General features: G+C 60.0%; 17 protein-coding genes. 14 read left to right on the forward strand and 3 right to left on the reverse strand.

Going from position 1 to position 19,463, the window contains the following annotated elements:
- Positions 1-94: 94 nt before the first annotated feature.
- The 5 genes from gshA to tauD all read left to right on the forward strand — a co-directional run bounded on the left by gshA (position 95) and on the right by tauD (position 5,532).
- Entirely contained in the window at positions 95-1,678 is a 1,584-nt protein-coding gene (gshA, locus tag KHO07_RS27620) for a glutamate--cysteine ligase (RefSeq protein ID WP_212626047.1), read from the forward strand.
- A 259-nt stretch (positions 1,679-1,937) separates the two neighbouring features.
- Positions 1,938-2,915: a taurine ABC transporter substrate-binding protein gene (gene tauA / locus KHO07_RS27625; protein WP_150735944.1), complete on the forward strand. Its 978-nt coding sequence runs from the start codon at positions 1,938-1,940 to the stop codon at positions 2,913-2,915.
- A gap of 16 nt (positions 2,916-2,931) precedes the next feature.
- Entirely contained in the window at positions 2,932-3,726 is a 795-nt protein-coding gene (gene tauB / locus KHO07_RS27630) for a taurine ABC transporter ATP-binding subunit (RefSeq protein WP_212626048.1), read from the forward strand.
- On the forward strand, positions 3,723-4,556 hold the full coding sequence (tauC, locus tag KHO07_RS27635; RefSeq protein ID WP_150735946.1) for a taurine ABC transporter permease TauC: 834 nt from the start codon (positions 3,723-3,725) through the stop codon (positions 4,554-4,556). The genes tauB and tauC overlap by 4 nt, the downstream gene beginning before the upstream one ends.
- Before the next feature lie 133 nt (positions 4,557-4,689).
- Positions 4,690-5,532 carry a taurine dioxygenase gene (gene tauD / locus KHO07_RS27640; protein WP_212626049.1) on the forward strand — a complete coding sequence of 281 codons (843 nt, stop codon included), beginning with the start codon at positions 4,690-4,692 and terminating at the stop codon, positions 5,530-5,532.
- Positions 5,533-5,660: 128 nt separating this feature from the next.
- Here the strand turns inward: tauD and mgrA are convergent, their stop codons facing one another.
- Positions 5,661-6,698: an L-glyceraldehyde 3-phosphate reductase gene (gene mgrA / locus KHO07_RS27645; RefSeq protein ID WP_212626050.1), complete on the reverse strand. Its 1,038-nt coding sequence runs from the start codon at positions 6,696-6,698 to the stop codon at positions 5,661-5,663.
- Positions 6,699-6,926: 228 nt separating this feature from the next.
- Here mgrA and KHO07_RS27650 point away from each other — a divergent pair, with 228 nt between their 5' ends.
- Positions 6,927-7,187 carry a hypothetical protein gene (locus KHO07_RS27650; protein WP_150735949.1) on the forward strand — a complete coding sequence of 87 codons (261 nt, stop codon included), beginning with the start codon at positions 6,927-6,929 and terminating at the stop codon, positions 7,185-7,187.
- A gap of 9 nt (positions 7,188-7,196) precedes the next feature.
- Here KHO07_RS27650 and betT read toward each other — a convergent pair whose 3' ends face one another.
- A complete protein-coding gene (gene betT / locus KHO07_RS27655; RefSeq protein WP_167371517.1) occupies positions 7,197-9,152 on the reverse strand; it encodes a choline transporter BetT in 1,956 nt (651 codons plus the stop codon).
- A 430-nt stretch (positions 9,153-9,582) separates the two neighbouring features.
- Positions 9,583-10,509 carry a serine O-acetyltransferase EpsC gene (epsC, locus tag KHO07_RS27660; RefSeq protein WP_212626051.1) on the reverse strand — a complete coding sequence of 309 codons (927 nt, stop codon included), beginning with the start codon at positions 10,507-10,509 and terminating at the stop codon, positions 9,583-9,585.
- Positions 10,510-10,715: 206 nt separating this feature from the next.
- Here epsC and KHO07_RS27665 point away from each other — a divergent pair, with 206 nt between their 5' ends.
- The 8 genes from KHO07_RS27665 (at position 10,716) to KHO07_RS27700 (ending at position 19,412) form a co-directional block, all read left to right on the forward strand.
- Positions 10,716-11,714, forward strand: a complete 999-nt coding sequence (locus KHO07_RS27665; RefSeq protein ID WP_212627700.1) for a D-cysteine desulfhydrase — start codon at positions 10,716-10,718, stop codon at positions 11,712-11,714.
- Between the two features lie 240 nt (positions 11,715-11,954).
- Complete coding sequence (gene tcyJ, locus KHO07_RS27670; RefSeq protein ID WP_034148458.1) at positions 11,955-12,749, forward strand: cystine ABC transporter substrate-binding protein; 795 nt, start codon at positions 11,955-11,957, stop codon at positions 12,747-12,749.
- Positions 12,749-13,414, forward strand: coding sequence for a cystine ABC transporter permease (gene tcyL / locus KHO07_RS27675; protein WP_034148457.1), 666 nt, complete (start codon positions 12,749-12,751; stop codon positions 13,412-13,414). Before tcyJ ends, tcyL begins: the two co-directional genes overlap by 1 nt.
- A gap of 4 nt (positions 13,415-13,418) precedes the next feature.
- A complete protein-coding gene (gene tcyN, locus KHO07_RS27680) occupies positions 13,419-14,174 on the forward strand; it encodes an L-cystine ABC transporter ATP-binding protein TcyN (protein WP_150735952.1) in 756 nt (251 codons plus the stop codon).
- 435 nt (positions 14,175-14,609) lie between these two features.
- Positions 14,610-15,398, forward strand: coding sequence for a hypothetical protein (locus KHO07_RS27685; RefSeq protein WP_212626052.1), 789 nt, complete (start codon positions 14,610-14,612; stop codon positions 15,396-15,398).
- A 171-nt stretch (positions 15,399-15,569) separates the two neighbouring features.
- Complete coding sequence (locus tag KHO07_RS27690; protein ID WP_212626053.1) at positions 15,570-16,811, forward strand: SfnB family sulfur acquisition oxidoreductase; 1,242 nt, start codon at positions 15,570-15,572, stop codon at positions 16,809-16,811.
- Between the two features lie 37 nt (positions 16,812-16,848).
- Positions 16,849-18,054, forward strand: coding sequence for an SfnB family sulfur acquisition oxidoreductase (locus tag KHO07_RS27695; RefSeq protein WP_150735955.1), 1,206 nt, complete (start codon positions 16,849-16,851; stop codon positions 18,052-18,054).
- Positions 18,054-19,412: an LLM class flavin-dependent oxidoreductase gene (locus tag KHO07_RS27700; RefSeq protein WP_212626054.1), complete on the forward strand. Its 1,359-nt coding sequence runs from the start codon at positions 18,054-18,056 to the stop codon at positions 19,410-19,412. Before KHO07_RS27695 ends, KHO07_RS27700 begins: the two co-directional genes overlap by 1 nt.
- The last annotated feature ends 51 nt before the right edge of the window (positions 19,413-19,463 follow it).

The raw sequence follows: 19,463 nt of genomic DNA on the forward strand, positions 1-19,463 counted from the left end.
GAAAACCAGGCGAAAACGCCAGTTTCAACTTCACCCTTGTAGACCGTCTTGCCCACCCCCATATTGGGGCGACTGACGCGTGAAGGAATCCAACTTGAGCGAACTTCTCAACCGCCGCCTGGCCCTGCTCGGCGAGCGCGCTAACCTCTCTCTGCTCGAACAGTGCCTTCACGGCATCGAACGTGAATGCCTGCGCGTGACCAGCGAAGGTCGCCTGGCGCAAACGCCGCACCCGGAAGCTTTGGGTTCCGCGCTGACCAATGAACAAATCACCACCGACTATTCCGAGTCGCTGCTGGAATTCATCACCCCGGCCCTGCCCGATCCTGCCGATACGCTGGCGAGCCTGGACAGCATTCACCGCTTTGCCTACAGCAAGCTCGGTAACGAGTATCTGTGGAGTCCGTCGATGCCGTGCCCGCTGCCGGCCGAGGAAGATATCCCGATCGCCTATTACGGCACCTCCAACATCGGGCAGCTCAAGTACGTGTACCGCAAGGGCCTGGCCCTGCGTTACGGCAAGACCATGCAGTGCATCGCCGGGATTCACTACAACTTTTCCCTGCCGGAAAAACTCTGGCCGCTGCTCAAGCAGGCTGAAGGTTTCGTCGGCACCGACCGCGATTTCCAGTCGGTGTCTTACATCGCACTGATCCGTAACTTCCGCCGCTACAGCTGGCTGCTGATGTACCTGTTCGGCGCATCACCAGCGCTGGATGCCGGTTTCCTGCGCGGTCGTTCGCATCAGCTGGAACAGCTGGATCCGGACACTCTGTATCTGCCCTACGCCACCAGCCTGCGCATGAGTGACCTGGGTTACCAGAGCAACGCCCAGGCCGGCCTGACGCCGTGCTACAACGATCTGTCCAGCTACATCGACAGCTTGCGCAAAGCGGTGGCCACGCCTTACGCGCCTTACGTTGAAGTCGGCACCCACAAGGACGGTGAGTGGGTTCAGCTCAACACCAACATCCTGCAGATCGAAAACGAGTACTACTCCAACATCCGTCCCAAACGCGTGACCTACACCGGCGAGCGGCCGATTCAGGCACTGATGGCCCGTGGCATCCAGTACGTCGAAGTGCGCTGCCTGGACATCAACCCGTTCCTGCCGATGGGGATCGATATCACTGAATCGCGTTTCCTCGACGCCTTCCTGCTGTATTGCGCGCTGAACGACAGCCCATTGCTGACCAACACCAGCTGCGGTAACGCCACCTCGAACTTCCTCAGCGTGGTCAAGGAAGGCCGTCGTCCAGGCCTGCAATTGCAGCGCGACGGGCAACCGGTCGACTTGAAAGAGTGGGCAGGCCAGCTGCTGGAAAACATCGCGCCACTGGCGGCGTTGCTCGATCAGAGCCATGGCGGCGATGCGCACAGCAAGGCGCTGGATGCGCAGCTGGCCAAGGTTCAGGATCCGTCCCTGACGCCATCGGCCCAGGTGCTGGCGGCCATGGCCGAGCACAAGGAAAGCTTCGCTCAGTTTTCCCTGCGCCAGAGCCAGGCCCATGCCGAGTTTTTCCGCCGCGAGCCGTTGCCGGCGGAGCAACAGGCGAAGTTCGAAGAACAGGCGCGCTCGTCGCTGGCACAGCAGGTTGAGCTGGAGCAGAACGAAGTCGGCGAATTCGATGTGTTTGTCGGGTCGTATCAGGCAAGCATTCTGGCGATCAGTAACTAACCTCTATCCCCTGTGGCGAGGGAGCTTGCTCCCGCTCGGCTGCGCAGCAGCCGCAAAATCAGACGACCGAAGAATTTGATTGTCTGGAATGGGAGTCCTTCGGCCTCCAGCGCAAGCAAGCTCCCTCGCCACAAAAGCGATCTGGTTCTTAGAATTTTCCGCTCATAAGCTCATTCTAAAAAGTTATTTATCTTAGGATTCTTAGATCATTTAGTCTCCTTTCACGCCGACTCTCGTCCGCCTGACAAGGAGCTTCCCGATGAAACTGCATTTTCCTCTTCGCCTGCTGGCGGCCGCGTCATTGGCAGCAGCCAGTTTGTTTGCCCAGGCGGCCGACGTTACTGTCGCTTACCAGACCACCGTTGACCCGGCGAAAGTCGCCCAGGCCGACGGCGCTTATGAAAAAGCCACCAAGGCCGACATCAGCTGGCGCAAGTTTGATAACGGTGCCGACATCATTGCCGCCATCGCCTCCGGCGACGTACAGATCGGCTATCTCGGTTCCAGCCCCCTGACCGCTGCCATCACCCGTAAAGTGCCGGTGGAAACCTTCCTGATCGCCACCCAGATTGGCGCGGCCGAAGCCTTGGTCGCGCGTGACGGCTCCGGGATCAAGACGCCACAAGACCTGATCGGCAAGAAAATCGCCGTGCCGTTCGTTTCCACCGGCCACTACAGCCTGCTCGCGGCGCTGAAGCACTGGAACATCGACCCGTCGAAAGTCACCGTCCTCAACCTCGCACCACCAGCGATCATTGCTGCGTGGAAGCGCGGGGATATCGACGCCACATACGTTTGGGACCCGGCCCTCGGCGTGGCCAAGGAAAACGGCAAAGTGCTGATCACCTCCGGTGAACTGGCCAAGTTCGGTGCACCGACCTTCGATGCCTGGATCGTGCGCAAAGACTTCGCCGAGAAGCACCCGGACATCGTCACCGCGTTCGCCAAAGTGACCCTGGATGCCTACGCCGATTACCGCAAAGACCCGAAGGCCTGGCTCGCCGATCAAAGCAACGTCGACAAGTTGGTAAAACTGTCCGGCGCCAAGGCCAGCGACATTCCGCTGCTGCTGCAAGGCAACGTCTACCCGCTGGCGGCTGACCAGGTAACCAGCCTCGGCGCACCGACCACCAAAGCCATCACCGACACTGCCGTATTCCTCAAGGAACAAGGCAAGGTCGAAGCCGTGCTGCCGGACTACGCCCCTTACGTCAGCGCCAAGTTCATCACCAACTGATCGGGAGTTAACCGCGATGGCCTTGCTACAGCTGGAGCGCATCAGCGCACAGTACCCCGGTGCAATAGAACCTGTGCTGGCGGATATTTCCCTGACCCTGGGGCCCCAGCAGCTGCTGGTCGCCCTCGGCCCGTCCGGCAGTGGCAAGACTTCGCTGTTAAACCTGATTGCCGGCTTCGTCGAACCCAGCGCCGGGCGTATCACTCTCGATGGCGTGCCGGTCAAAGGCCCGAGCGCCGAGCGCGGCGTGGTGTTCCAGGACGACGCCCTGCTGCCGTGGCAGGACGTGCTGGCCAACGTCGGTTTTGGTCTGGAACTGGCGGGCATCGCTCGAGACAAACGCGAAATCCGCGCCCGGGAGATGCTCGCACTGGTCGATCTTTCCGGTTTTGAAAACCGCCGGATCTGGCAACTCTCCGGCGGCCAGAAACAGCGTGTTGGCCTGGCCCGCGCGCTGGCTGCCGATCCTCGCGTGTTGCTGATGGACGAACCCTTCGGCGCCCTCGACGCCTTCACCCGCGAGCAGATGCAAGAGCTGTTGCTGCAAGTCTGGCGGCGCACGGCCAAGCCGGTGTTCCTGATTACCCACGACATTGAAGAAGCGGTGTTCCTCGCCACGGACCTGATTCTGCTGGCGCCGAATCCTGGGCAAATCGTCGAACGTCTGAGCCTGGATTTCGGTCAGCGCTACGCCGCCGGTGAGTCGGCACGTTCGATCAAGTCCGACCCACGCTTTATCGAAACCCGCGAACACGTCCTCGCCAAAGTGTTCTCCCAACGCAGCGCCGCGCCACGGCAGGAGCACGCATGAGCAGCTACGAAATTCCCGCCGCAGCGGTAAAGGCAAGCTCCACGGTCGTTCCCGTACGCCGCCGTTTGAGCACGCGCTGGATCAGCGTGCTGACACTGGTCGCGCTCGTTGCCATCTGGTGGGCTGTCACCGCCACTGGAATGATCGAACCGTTGTTCCTGCCGCCACCGTCCGCCGTGCTGCAAAAAGGCTGGCTGCTGGCGACCAGCGGCTACATGGATTCGACCCTGTGGCAGCACTTGGGCGCGAGTCTCAGCCGCATCGGCCTGGGCCTCGGCTTCGCCGTGCTGACCGCCGTGCCGGTGGGCATCGCCATCGGCGCCAACCGTATTGCCCGGGGCGTGCTGGATCCGCTGATCGAGTTCTACCGCCCTATTCCACCGCTGGCCTACCTGCCGCTGATCGTAATCTGGTGCGGCATTGGTGAGTTGTCGAAAGTGCTGCTGATCTACCTGGCGATTTTCGCCCCGATTGCCATCGCCACCGCTACCGGTGTGCGCACGGTCGACCCGGCGAAATTGCGCGCTGCGCAGTCGTTGGGTGCTACCCGCGCGCAGTTGATTCGCCATGTAATTCTGCCGAGTGCCCTGCCGGACATTTTGACTGGCGTGCGTATTGGCCTCGGCGTTGGTTGGTCGACTTTGGTCGCCGCCGAGTTGATTGCCGCCACCAGCGGCCTGGGTTTCATGGTGCAGTCGGCCGCGCAATTCCTGGTCACCGATGTGGTGGTGTTGGGGATTCTGGTGATCGCGCTGATTGCCTTCGCCATGGAGATGGGCTTGCGCAAACTGCAGCGCAAACTGGTGCCGTGGCACGGCCAGGCTCATTGATGAGTGAATAAACCTGTGGGAGCGAGCCTGCTCGCGATAGCGGTCCATCAGTCAACGTTGTATTGCCTGTCTCACTGCAATCGCGAGCAGGCTCGCGCCCACAAAAAGCACACCTCGGATTGAAGATATCACCATGAGCAACCTGACCATCGTCCCCCTCAGCTCAGCCCTCGGCGCCCAGATCAGCGGCGTCGATGTCAGCCAGCCGCTGAACCTGGAACAGCGTGACACCATCGAACAAGCCCTGCTCAAGCACCAGGTGCTGTTCTTCCGCGACCAGCCAATCACACCGCAGCAGCAAGCGCGATTCGCCGCGAATTTCGGCGACCTGCACATTCACCCGATTTACCCGAATGTGCCGGAACAACCGGAAGTGCTGATCCTCGACACTGCCGTCACCGACGTGCGCGACAACGCAATCTGGCACACCGACGTGACCTTCCTGCCCACCCCGGCCATGGGCGCGGTGCTCAGCGCCAAGCTGTTGCCAGAGTTTGGTGGCGATACGTTGTGGGCCAGCGGGATTGCAGCGTATGAAGCCTTGTCCGCGCCGCTGAAAACCTTGCTCGAAGGCCTGACCGCCACCCACGATTTCACCCGTTCATTCCCGCTGGAACGCTACGGCAACACGCCCGAAGCGCTGGCCCAGTGGGAGGAAGCACGACGCAAGAATCCACCGCTGTCGCACCCGGTAATCCGCACGCATCCGGTGAGCGGGCGCCGCTCGTTGTTCGTCAATGAAGGCTTCACTTCGAAGATCAACGAACTGTCGGAAACCGAAAGCGAGGCGATTCTGAAATTTCTGTTCGCCCATTCCACGCGCCCGGAATTCACCATTCGCTGGCGCTGGCAGAAGGATGACATCGCATTCTGGGATAACCGCGTGACCCAGCATTACGCGGTAGATGATTACCGGCCCGCGCGGCGAGTGATGCAGCGGGCGACGGTGTTGGGGGATGTGCCGTTTTTTCGCTGATTTTTTGTTTCCATTTCTGGCCCCATCGCTAGCAGGCTAGCTCCCACAGGAGGAATGCATTCCAATGTGGGAGCTAGCCTGCAAGCGATAGCCATGTAACAGACGCCGGGTAATCCAGCGCCGAACTCTTACTCCGCCGTCGAAGGCTTCTCCCAAAGATTGATCCCGCCCTCTTGGGCAAACCGGTCAATCTCCGCCAGTTCCTCTGCGCTGAAACTCAAATTCTTCAACGCCCCGACGTTCTCGATAATCTGCGCCGGCCGGCTCGCGCCGATCAGTGCCGAAGTCACGCGCGGGTCGCGCAGGGTCCACGCCAGCGCCAGTTGCGCCAGGCTCTGGCCGCGACGTTTGGCGATCTCATTGAGCGCACGCACATGGGCAATGTTGGCTTCGGACAAATGCGCAGCCTGCAACGAACCACCGCCCGGACGATTGACCCGCGCATCCGCCGGTACGCCGTTGAGGTACTTGTCGGTGAGCAACCCTTGGGCCAGCGGCGTGAACGCAATGACGCCAGTGCCGAGTTCGTCAGTGGTATCGAGCAGGTCCTTTTCCACCCAACGATTGAGCAGGTTGTAGGCCGGTTGGTGGATCAACAGCGGAACTTTCCAATCTTTGAGCAGCGCCGCCATTTCACGGGTTTTCACGCCGGAGTACGAAGAGATACCGATGTACAACGCCTTGCCCTGCTGCACCGCCGTGGCCAATGCGCTGGCAGTTTCTTCCAGCGGCGTCTCCGGGTCGAATCGGTGCGAGTAGAAAATGTCGACGTAATCCAGACCCAGGCGTTGCAGGCTCTGGTCGAGGCTGGCCAGCACGTACTTGCGCGATCCGCCGCCCTGACCGTAAGGGCCGGGCCACATGTCCCAACCAGCCTTGCTGGAGATGATCAGCTCATCGCGGTACTGCTTGAAATCTTCGCGCAGCAAACGGCCGAAATTGATCTCGGCACTGCCGTACGGCGGACCATAGTTGTTGGCCAGATCGAAGTGGTTGATGCCCTGGTCGAATGCCGTGCGCAACAACGCGCGCTGGGTGTCGATCGGCGTGCTGTCGCCGAAGTTGTGCCACAGGCCCAGGGACAGCGCCGGCAGCACCAGACCGCTACGGCCTACGCGGCGGTAAGGAATGGCGTCATAGCGGTTTTCGGCAGCGGTGTAAGTCATCGAATCCTCTCTTGTCTGTCTTGAATCTGGTATCGACTGTTTCGCCAGTCGCCCAGCATACGCCCAGACAAATGCCAAAAAACCCCGGATTCGACCAATTGCTGAAACGTTTCACATTTCTTTCGAAAAACCCTATGCCGACAACTCGCGCAATACTACCGCCGGTTTAAGCTGCCATGGAGGCATGTTGAACGCCTCAAAAGCAGCACCCACTGGAGGAAATCCACCATGCACACATCCATCATCATCACCTTCGGCCTGATCCTCCTGGCGCTGATGCTCTACATCGGCGAGAAGATCGGCTTCAGCCGTCAGATCCTCGCCTACAGCTTTATCGTGCTGTGGCTGGCGCTGACGTTGATCAACGGCGCGGTCGGCATGGTGCATGCCGGCCAGCCGTTGGGTACTGAACTGGTGGTCGGCAGCGCCGTGTTCGGTATCCCGGTGGCGGCGCTGGTGTTGTTCATGGTGCTGACCACCGAGACGTGAAATCCCCGATCAACGCACCAGGTGCAAGAACTGCATGTGGCGTTCGTACTGATCGAGGATGTCGTTGATGATCTGTTCCTTGGTGTAGCCCACCAGATCGTAGTTCTGACTGCCCTCGCTCAAATACACTTCGGCACGGTAGTAACGACGATTGTTGAGCTCCTTGGAGCCCATGCCACCCCGGGCAAACGACGGCGTGAAGTAGCCGCGCATTTGCACCTGATAGATAAACGGGTGTTCATCACCGTGACCGATTTCCAGGCTGACGCTGTCGTTGACCGGCTCTGGATGCGTGATCACCTTGAGGCCCTTCTCGATGAATACCGCCGAGACCTCTTCAATCGCCGGACGCACCGTCGTATCGAGAAAGCGATACACCTCGTCCCGCGACGGGAAGTGCACCGCCTGACTCAAGCGCTGACGCCAGCCACCGCGCCGTGAGCCGGACACCGGTGCCAGCGAGTGCAATTGCGCAATCTGCTTCTGCGACTCCAGATAAAACGCCTTGTGCAGTCCCCACATCATCAGCAGCAAAATCAGCGAGAACGGCAACGAGGTCAGGACCACCGCCGACTTCAACGCATCGATGCTGCCGGAGAACAGCAGCGCACTGGTCACCAGCGCAGTCATCGCCCCCCAGAACACCCGCAGCCACTTTGGCCCGTCTTCATCCGGGTTGCCGCCCTTGGCGGACAGGGTCGACAGCACCACGGTGCCCGAGTCGGCGGAAGTGACGAAGAACACGAAGCTGATGAACACCGTGACCGCAATGACGGTTTTGCTCCACGGGTAGGTTTCCAGCAGCAGGTAGAGGGTCATCGATGGGTTGTCGATGGCCGACATGCCGAGCGCGCTCATGCCGTGGTTGAGCACCTGGTCGATGGCGCTGTTACCGAAGATCGACATCCACGCCAGGGTGAAACCCAGCGGAATCAACAGCACGCCAAAGACGAACTCGCGGATGGTCCGGCCACGGGAAATCCGCGCGATGAACAGCCCCACGAACGGCGACCATGCGATCCACCAGGCCCAGTAAAACACCGTCCAGCCGCCCAGCCAGTCACTGGGTTTGTCGTAGGCGTAGAGGTCGAAACTTTTCATCGGCAAGGCGCCGAGGTAGTCACCGACGTTCTGGATCAGGGTGTTGAGCAAATGCTGCGTAGGGCCGGCGAACAACACGAACAGCAGCAGCGCGCAGGCCAGCAGCATATTGATGTCGGACATCACCCGCACGCCTTTGTCGACGCCGGACACGGCGACGATGATCGCCGCGCCCATCATCAGTGTGATCAGGCCGACCTGAATCCATTGGGTGTGGGCGATGCCGAACAAGTAGTCGAGGCCGGAATTGAGGTGCAGTACGCCAAAACCCATGTCGGCACCGAGGCCAAACACCGTGGCGATGATGCCGAAGCCGTCCACCGCGTAACCGATGGGGCCGTTGATGCGTTTACCAATCAACGGATACAGCGCCGAACGCAGGGCCAGTGGCAGGTTATGCCGGTAAGCGAAGTAAGCGAGCGCCATGCCGACAAAGGCGAACACGCCCCAGCCATGCAGGCCCCAATGCAGAAACAGGATCTGCATGGCCTGGCGCGCCGCGTCCGCGGTACCTGCCTCGCCTTGGGGCGGCTGCAGCATGTGGGTCAACGGTTCGGACACGCAGAAGAAAAACAGCGTGATGCTGATCCCGGCGGCGAACAGCATGCCGGCCCAGGACAGGTAACTGAATTCGGGCTCGTCGTGGTCGGCACCGAGTTTGATCTTGCCGTAGCCCGATAACGCGGTGACCACCACGAAGACCAGATACAGGGTCATCGCCAGCATGTAGTACCAGCCGACCGTGTTGGCCGCCCAGTTTTGCGCGGCCAGCAACCAGGCACCGGCCTGCTCGGGCATGGCAATGACCACGACACCGAACAACAGAATGAAGCTCGCCGCAAAATAAAACACCGGCGGGTTCATGCGGACCAGACCGCTTGGAGGAAGGGACGATGCACTCATGAACGGTGCACCTCGCAGAGGAAAAACGTGGCTGTAGAAATCGGACTCAGCAAAGGCAAGCCTCCTGTTGTGAGCGGGCAGCGAACCACCGGTTTAACTTGAATGAACGTTCAAGTTAAACATGAATAGGGTGCTAAGCACTAATCGCAAGGCTCGGCGGTCGTGGTTGTACGCTAGCTCAGGGAAAGCTATGTGGTGGAATTTGGAAGATTGATTCGGCACCTGCACAAATCAAATGTGGCGAGGGCGCTTGCTCCCGCTGGGCTGCAAAGCAGCCCTGGAACATGCACTCCGTTTTTCCAGATAAGTCCAGGTGACCGGCTTATGCGGCGGCTGCGCAACCGAGCGGGAGCAAGCTCCCTCGCCACAAAAGCACTGCGCATCGCCGGACCTATTTCTGCGCCCCATCATCCAACTGCAAATTGGCCTGGGTCAGGTTACTGCCCGCCGGCACGCTGCGGGTCAGCCAGACATTACCGCCAATGGTCGAGCCCTTGCCGATAGTGATCCGCCCCAGAATTGTCGCCCCGGCGTATATCACCACGTCATCCTCGACGATCGGATGCCGCGCGTGGCCCTTCTGCAATTGGCCGTCTTCGTCTGCGGGGAAACGCTTGGCGCCCAGCGTCACGGCCTGATAAATCCGCACACCCTCGCCGATGATCGCGGTCTCGCCGATCACCACGCCGGTTCCGTGGTCGATGAAGAAACTGCGGCCGATCTGCGCGCCCGGGTGAATGTCGATACCGGTGGCCGAGTGGGCGATTTCCGAGCTGATCCGCGCCAGCAGCGGCAGGCCGGCGCGATACAAATGGTGGGCCAGACGATGGTGAATCACCGCCAGAATCCCCGGGTAGCAGAGCAGCACTTCATCGACACTGCGCGCCGCCGGGTCACCGTGATAGGCCGCCAACACGTCGGTGTCCAACAGGCTGCGCAGCCCGGGCAAGGCCAGGGCGAAATCCTGAATGATCTGAATGGTCCTGGCTTCGACTTCAGCCTCGGCCTGGGCACTGTGACGCGCGGCGTAACGCAGTTCGAGCCGTGCTTGCGCCAGCAATGCGTTCAGCGCCACATCAAGGGTGTGGCCGACGTAGAAGTCTTCACTCTCTTCCCGCAGGTCCACCGGCCCCAGACGCATGGGGAACAGCGCACCACACAAGGCCTCGAGAATTTCCGCCATGGCCGCCCGGGACGGTAATTCGCGACCGCCCTGCTCGCCGCTGACGCGGCCGTTTTGTGCTCGCCACTGATCACGGGCCGTGCGCAGCTGGCTGACGATGGTCTGCAATTGCCAATGGCTGGAACGCTCACTCACGGTAAAAAATTCCTCACGGGCGGCCGGACGGTCTGGCCGCGTCAACGGCGATTACTTTACGGCAAGGGCCTGTGGCCAAATTAAGAACCAATTGTGCTGGAGCAAGCACCATCAGCTATAAGCGATTGGCGGTTGCCCCGTGAAATGGGCGTGCCTATAGTCCTGACATCATTCACCGCCAGTACGGAACCATGTCCAATCAAGAGTTGATCAAGCAACAGCTTGCCCGCTTCAATCGTCTCGACCTGCTCGGTCAGCCCACCGCCCTGGAAAAACTCGAACGCCTGTCGACCTGGCTGGGGCGTGATGTGTATGTCAAACGCGACGACCTGACGCCACTGGCGATGGGCGGCAACAAGCTGCGCAAGCTTGAATTCCTCGCCGCGGATGCCTTGGCCCAGGGCGCGGATACCTTGATCACCGCGGGTGCGCTGCAGTCGAACCATGTGCGCCAGACCGCCGCGATTGCCGCCAGGCTGGGGCTCGGCTGTGTCGCCCTGCTGGAGAACCCTCTGGGTACCGACGATGGTAACTATCTCGGCAACGGCAATCGGCTGTTGCTGGACCTGTTCGATACCAAAGTCGAGCGGGTCGAAAACCTCGATAACGCCGACGAGCAATTGCAGGCAGTGGCCGCGCGCCTGCGCAACAACGGCAAAAAGCCGTATGTGGTGCCGATCGGCGGCTCCAATGCGTTGGGCGCGCTGGGCTACGTGCGTGCAGGCCTGGAACTGGCCGAGCAGATCAAGGACACCGGCCTGGATTTCGCCGCTGTCGTCCTGGCCTCGGGCAGCGCCGGGACTCACAGCGGACTGGCACTGGCCTTGAGTGAAGCACTGCCGCAATTGCCCGTCATTGGCGTGACTGTTTCGCGCAGCGATGAAGATCAGCGGCCAAAAGTGCAAGGGTTGGCCGAACGCACGGCAGAACTGTTGGGTGTCAGCCTGCCGGACAGTTTCAAGGTTGAGTTGTGGGATGAGTATTTCGGGCCGCGCTATGGCGAGCCGAATGCCGGGACGCTGGCGGCGGTCAAGTTGCTGGCAAGCCAGGAAGGGCTGTTGCTGGACCCGGTCTACACTGGCAAGGCCATGGCGGGATTGCTTGATGGTATCGGTCGTCAGCGTTTCAACGAGGGGCCGATCATCTTCCTGCACACCGGTGGGGCGCCGGCGTTGTTTGCGTATAAGGAATTTCTGACAGACTGACCCTCCGGCGAGGGAGCAAGCTCCCTCGCACAGACTGATGAAAACTCATATTCATTTAAAGAATAATAAAAATAGAATTTATTATTTTCTAATCTAATAACGCCATCATATAGTCACGCCGCAGGCGAATTTGCAGCGAGACGCATACGCTGCTTTTAGGGCAGGATATCGCTGTCGTCCAATTCCCGAATTTGCCAACTTTCCTTAAGCGTCTTCCATAAGAAAACACAGGGGCTTGTCATGAATTTTTCCGCACTACGTCGAAATCTGCTGGTGGGCTCGCTGGGCCTGGCACTGAGCGCCGGCCTGATCGGCCAGGCAGTGGCCGGTGAGCAACTGCAACAAATCAAGGACAAAGGCGTGATCAACGTCGGCCTGGAAGGCACCTACCCACCGTTCAGTTTCGTCGACGCCGACGGCAAGCTGGCTGGCTTCGAAGTCGAGTTCTCCGAAGCCCTGGCCAAGGAGCTGGGCGTAAAGGTCAAACTGCAACCGACCAAATGGGACGGCATCCTCGCGGCGCTGGAATCCAAACGTCTGGACGCGGTGATCAACCAGGTGACCATCTCTGAAGAGCGCAAGAAGAAGTACGACTTCTCCGAGCCCTACACCGTCTCCGGTATTCAGGCGCTGGTCCTGAAAAAGAACGAAGGCAGCATCAAGTCCGCTGACGACCTGGCCGGCAAGAAAGTCGGTGTTGGCCTGGGCACCAACTACGAGCAATGGCTCAAGGACAATCAGCCCAAAGCCATCATCAAGACCTATGACGATGATCCGACCAAGTTCCAGGATCTGCGTGTAGGCCGCATCGACGCCATTCTGATCGACCGCCTCGCTGCGCTCGAATACGCCAAGAAAGCAACCGATACCGTTGCCGCCGGCGCAGCGTTCTCCCGTCAGGAAGCCGGCATTGCCCTGCGCAAAGGCGAGCCGGAACTGCTGGCTGCGGTGAACAAGGCGATCGATAAGCTGCGTGCCGACGGTACGCTGAAAAAGCTTTCGGAAAAATACTTCAGCGCTGACGTCACTCAATAATGGAAGAAGCTTTCCAACTCGCACTGGATTCTGCGCCCTTTTTGCTCAAGGGCGCGTACTACACGGTCATCTTGAGCCTCGGCGGGATGTTCTTCGGCCTCATCCTGGGCTTCGGCCTGGCACTGATGCGCCTGTCGCGCTTCAAGCTGGTGAGCTGGATCGCCCGCATCTACGTGTCGTTCTTTCGCGGCACGCCGTTGCTGGTGCAACTGTTCGTGATCTATTACGGCTTGCCGCAATTGGGCATGGAACTCGATCCAATTCCGGCGGCCATGATCGGCTTCTCGCTGAACATGGCCGCTTACGCCTGTGAAATCCTGCGTGCCGCGATCAGCTCGATCGAACGCGGCCAATGGGAAGCTGCTGCCAGCATCGGCATGACCCGTGCGCAGACTCTGCGCCGGGCCATCCTGCCGCAGGCGATGCGCACCGCATTGCCACCGCTGGGCAACAGTTTCATTTCGCTGGTCAAGGACACCGCGCTGGCGGCCACCATCCAGGTGCCGGAGCTGTTCCGTCAGGCACAGCTGATTACCGCCCGTACCTTCGAAGTTTTCACCATGTATCTTGCCGCCGCGCTGATCTACTGGATTCTGGCCACGGTGCTTTCGCACCTGCAGAACAAGTTGGAAGAGCGGGTCAATCGGCACGACCAGGAGTCCTGACCCCATGATTGTCGTGGAAAAACTGACAAAGCAGTTCAAGGGTCAAGTCGTGCTCAACGGCATCGATCTGCAAGTGAAGGAAGGCGAGGTGGTGGCGATCATCGGGCCTAGCGGCTCGGGCAAGACCACGTTCCTGCGTTGCCTGAATTTCCTGGAAGAGCCCAGCAGTGGCCGGATCAAGGTCGGCAATATCGAGATCGATACCAGCCGCCCGTTGAACCAGCAACAAAGCCTGGTGCGCAACTTGCGCCAGCACGTGGGTTTCGTGTTCCAGAACTTCAACCTGTTCCCCCATCGCACCGCCCTTGAAAACGTTATCGAAGGCCCGATCATCGTCAAGAAGATCCCCCACGCCGACGCCGTTGCCCTGGGTAAAAAGCTGTTGGCCAAGGTCGGCCTGGCGGGCAAGGAAGATGCTTACCCGCGCCGTCTCTCGGGTGGCCAGCAACAACGCGTGGCAATTGCCCGGGCGCTGGCGATGGAACCGGAAGTGATCCTGTTCGACGAACCGACCTCTGCACTCGACCCGGAACTGGTGGGTGAAGTACTGGCGACGATCCGCGGCCTGGCCGAGGAGAATCGCACCATGGTCATCGTGACCCACGAAATGGCTTTCGCCCGTGACGTGGCCAATCGCGTGGTGTTTTTCGACAAGGGCGTGATCGTCGAACAAGGCGAAGCGAAGGCGTTGTTTGCCAACCCGAAAGAAGAACGCACGAAACAGTTCCTCAGCAAGTTCCTGAACAATTCGCACAACTAACACCCTTCCGCAAAACGGTTAACTTCCACGGATGGAAGTTATACACCCTCCCCCACTCACCTATAACAACCCCGAAAATCATAGTTAACCATTTGCCCGAGCTGGCGGTAAATATCTATACGCCGCCCACAGACTTTCACGGCCAATCGACCATCCCCCGTCTATTCCAATGTCCAGCGCATTCAAGGCCGACATGCCCCGTATTCATAAGCAAAATCTACGCACCAATAGCGCTTATTAACTTCAATGCGTAGGACTTTTCTGAATAACGCCATATCTCCCCTCCAACTAACATTCGCTATTGACACTGATTCAATCGAACTCTTATCTAGTCTCCAAACCGCACCCGCGATTATTAAAACCAGAATAATTAATTATCTTTCACGCCCTTATTTTTAGAAACGGACTTCGCTGCAACAACTTCAAGGAGATTCCATGAAAAGCACTTCGAACCAACCCGTACTCGCAGCCCCCACCCTGGCGCAATCTCACAAGAGCGACATCAACATCACCTCGGCCGCGCACCTGCTGATCGACGTGCCGCCCTACCCCGCAATGGACGATGGCGATCTGATCGAACTGTTCTGGGACAACTGCTATGTCGCCTCTCGGGTGCTGACCAACGATGAGGTTGGGCGATCCGTTCAACTGAGGGTGCCGGAGAGCTTCATCGTCAATGGCTCATCGCGCGTCCATTACCGGATCATGCAGGTCGGCCAGGGGCCGGCGGTTTCGGCGGCCAGGCGTGTGCAAGTCAAACTCGATTGTCCGGGTGGCGAGCCTTCTGCCTTGTGCGGCGATGAAAACCAGTGCCTGGCCCCCGTGAGCATCCCCGAAACGATCCGCCGCCAGGGCGTGAATCCCAACCAGATCAAGCGCGGCGTGCCCGTGACCATCGAGCCGTACCTGAACATGGCGGCCGACGACGAAATCACTCTGCGCTGGGGCGACGTGCGCATGGACCTGCCACGACTCAAGGCGAATGACGTGGGCCAGCCAATCCAGGTCTGGGTGCCACCGGCGATCATTGTCGAGGCCGGCGAAGACCTGCGCCTGGAAGTGACTTATTGCATCCTCGACCGGGTCGGCAACAACTCACGGTGGGCGCCCGCACGCACGCTGAAGATTGGTTGTGCCAATCCGTACCTCAACGTCACGCCAAAGAACGTGCTCAAGGCTGCTGAACGAAGTATTCATACTTCTATTCATATTCCTAAAAGTTAGTTCATAACTTATTTATAAACGCTTAGGGTATATGCACCGGACCACCGGACATTCTTGTTTTCGCTCGCCGCACTGCGGCGTTTCCATGAGATGTGAGGTAGGTATGGTCCGGAACACAATCACCCCAGTGCAGATCGCCAGGGCATTGCGTGCAGCCAAGGAGCGGCGCTGATGTCCAGTCTGGCAGATGCAATCGTCCAGAGTGATCTGGATATCGCCCCGCTTTTGTTGCCCGCGCAAGTGCTGCGCAATGACGCGCAAGCGATCAAGGTCGCTCATGAACTGGCGCAAGTCGCCCGCCTGCAAGCGGCCAAACGTGACCAGCAGCGCAAGCTGCCTTGGTCGGAAATCGAACAATTCACCCGCAGCGGGCTGGGCAGCATTTGCATCCCGCGCGAGTACGGTGGCCCACAGGTTTCGTTCGTCACCCTGGCTGAGGTGTTCGCGATCATTTCCGCGGCAGACCCGGCCCTCGGGCAGATCCCGCAGAACCAGTTCGGCATCCTCAACCTGGTGCTGGGCAGCGCCACCGAAGCGCAGAAAAAACAGCTGTTCAAAAGCGTGCTCGACGGTTGGCGCATCGGCAATGCCGGGCCAGAGCGTGGCACCAAGAACACTCTGGACCTCAAGGCGCGCATCACCGCCGATGGCGACGGTTTTGTCATCAGTGGGCAGAAGTTCTACTCCACCGGCGCGCTGTACGCGCACTGGGTTGCGGTCAAGGCGCTCAATGACGATGGCAAGCAAGTGCTGGCCTTCGTCCGTCGCGGTACGCCGGGGCTGCGCATCGTCGATGACTGGTCCGGTTTCGGCCAGCGCACCACCGCCAGCGGTACGATTTTGCTCAACAACGTGCGGGTCGACGCCGATCTGGTGGTGGACAACTGGAAGATCAATGAAAAGCCCAACACCCAGGGTGCCGTCTCGCAACTGATTCAGGCCGCCATCGACGCCGGCATCGCCCGCGGCGCCATCGACGATGCCATCGAATTCGTGAAAACCCGTTCCCGACCATGGATCGACGCCAACGTTGAACGGGCCAGCGATGACCTGTACGTGATCGCCGATATCGGCAAGCTGAAAATCGAATTGCACGCCGCCGAGGCCCTGCTGCGCAAGGCCGGACAAGTGCTCGATCAGGTCAGCGCGGCGCCGCTCACCGCCGAGTCCGCTGCCCGTGCCTCGATTGCCGTGGCCGAAGCCAAGGTGCTGACCACCGAGATCTCGCTGCTGGCCAGCGAAAAGCTTTTCGAGCTGGCCGGCAGCCGCGCGACCCTTGCCGAATTCAACCTTGACCGCCATTGGCGCAACGCCCGGGTGCACACCCTGCATGACCCGGTGCGCTGGAAGTACCACGCCGTGGGCGCCTATCACCTGAACGGCACTTTACCGGCTCGCCATTCCTGGATTTAACGACCAGAACACTTCTACCAGAGCTCTGGAGAAACACATGACAAGTACTCACCACGTCGCGGTCATCACCAGCGATGAGCAAGCCCTGATTGTCGCCAGCGACCTGGCCGACGATTTCAAGCGCGACAGCGCCCTTCGTGATCGCGAACGCCGTTTGCCACACCCGGAGCTGGACGTGTTTTCCCGCTCGGGCCTGTGGGGCATCAGCGTGCCGAAGGAATATGGCGGCGCGGGCGTTTCCAACGTCACTCTGGCCAAAGTCATCGCCCTGATTTCCCAGGCCGACGGTTCCCTCGGTCAGATCCCGCAAAATCATTTTTATGCCCTGGAAGTGCTGCGCGTAAACGGCAGCCCCGAGCAGAAAAAACGCCTGTACGCCGAAGTATTGGCCGGTCAGCGTTTCGGTAATGCACTCGCCGAACTGGGCACTAAAACCGCCCACGATCGCGTCACCCGCCTGACCCCTGATTTACATGGAGAGCGCAGCGGCTATCGCATCAACGGGCGCAAGTTCTACGCCACCGGCGCAATCTATGCCCAGCGCATCCCGACCTCGGTCATCGATGAAAACGGCGTGCAGCAATTGGCGTTCGTCCCGAGCAACAGCAAAGGTTTGACCGTCATCGACGACTGGAGCGGCTTCGGCCAGCGCACCACCGGCAGCGGTTCGGTGGTATTCGAAGATGTCTTCGTCGCCGCCGAAGACGTGATCCCGTTTCAAACCGCGTTCGAGCGCCCGACGCCGGTCGGTCCACTCGCGCAAATTCTCCACGCCGCCATCGACACCGGCATCGCCCGCGCGGCCTATGAAGATGCGCTGCATTTTGTGCGCACCAAGACCCGGCCGTGGATCGACGCGACCCATGAAAAAGCCATCGATGATCCGCTGACCCTCAAGAGCTTCGGCCACTTGAGCATTCGCTTGCACGCCTCCGAAGCGCTGCTCGAACGAGCCGGCGAATGCCTCGACAGGGCTCAGGCTGACACCAACGCCGAGACCGTCGCAGCGGCTTCGATTGCCATCGCCGAAGCCCGCGCCATCAGCACCGAAATCTCCCTCGCGGCCGGCAGTACCTTGTTCGAACTGGCCGGCAGCCAGGCGACCCTGATTGAACACGGCCTCGATCGCCACTGGCGCAACGCCCGGGTGCACACCCTGCACGACCCGGTGCGCTGGAAGTATCACGCGGTAGGCAACTACTACCTCAACGATGAAAACCCGCCGCTACGGGGGACTATCTGATGGGTGACGCGAAAAAGAAGATCCTGCTCAACGCGTTCAACATGAACTGCATCGGGCACATCAACCATGGCTTGTGGACGCACCCGCGCGACACGTCGACCCAGTACAAAACCATTGAGTACTGGACCGAACTGGCGCAGTTGCTCGAACGCGGCCTGTTCGACGGTTTGTTCATCGCTGACATCGTTGGCGTTTACGACGTCTACCAAAACTCGGTGGACGTTCCGCTCAAGGAGTCGATTCAGCTGCCGGTCAACGACCCGTTGCTGCTGGTCTCAGCCATGGCAGCGGTGACCAAAAACCTCGGTTTCGGTCTCACCGCCAACCTCACCTACGAGCCGCCGTACCTGTTCGCCCGCCGCATGTCGACGCTGGATCATCTGAGCCGTGGTCGTGTGGGCTGGAACATCGTCACCGGCTACCTCGACAGCGCCGCCAAGGCCATGGGCCTGAGCGAGCAGGTCGAGCACGACCGCCGTTACGACCAGGCCGACGAGTACCTGGAGGTGCTCTACAAACTCTGGGAAGGCAGTTGGGAAAACGGCGCGGTGTTGAACGATCCCCGGCAACGCATCTATGTGCAGCCGGACAAGGTGCACAAGGTCGAGCACAAGGGCGAGTTCTATCAGGTCGAGGGTTATCACCTGTGCGAGCCGTCACCGCAGCGCACACCGGTGCTGTTCCAGGCCGGCAGTTCGGATCGCGGTTTGCTGTTCGCCGGCCGGCACGCTGAGTGTGTGTTCATCAGCGGCCAGACCAAGGCGTCGACCCAGGTGCAAGTGGACAAGGTCCGCGCCAGCGCGGTCGCCGCCGGGCGCAATCCCGAGGACATCAAGGTGTTCATGGGCTTGAACGTGATTGTCGGCGAAACCGAAGAGCTGGCCTGGGCCAAGCACGCCGAATACCTGAGCTACGCCAGTGCCGAAGCCGGCGTGGCGCATTTCTCGGCGTCCACCGGCATCGACTTTTCCGAGTACGCCATCGACGAGCCGATCCAGTATGTGAAGAGCAACGCGATCCAGTCAGCCACCAAAAACCTGCAAAACAACGACTGGACCCGACGCAAATTGCTCGAGCAACACGCCCTCGGCGGACGCTACATCACCGTGGTCGGCTCCCCTGAGCAAGTGGCCGATGAGCTGGAATCATGGATCGCCGAAACCGGCCTCGACGGCTTCAACCTGACGCGGATCGTCACGCCGGAAAGCTACGTGGATTTCATTGATCTGGTGATCCCCGAGCTGCAACGCCGAGGCTCGTACAAGACCGCCTACGACGACGGCAGCTTGCGGGAAAAGCTGTTTCACCGAGAGGCGTTTTTGCCTGAGCAACATACGGGCTCGGCCTTCCGACGCTAAAAGCATCGCTGGCAAGCCAGCTCCTACAGGGGTTTTGTGAACACCACAGAA

Source organism: Pseudomonas sp. PP3, from assembly GCF_905336995.1.
Classification (GTDB): domain Bacteria; phylum Pseudomonadota; class Gammaproteobacteria; order Pseudomonadales; family Pseudomonadaceae; genus Aquipseudomonas; species Aquipseudomonas reinekei.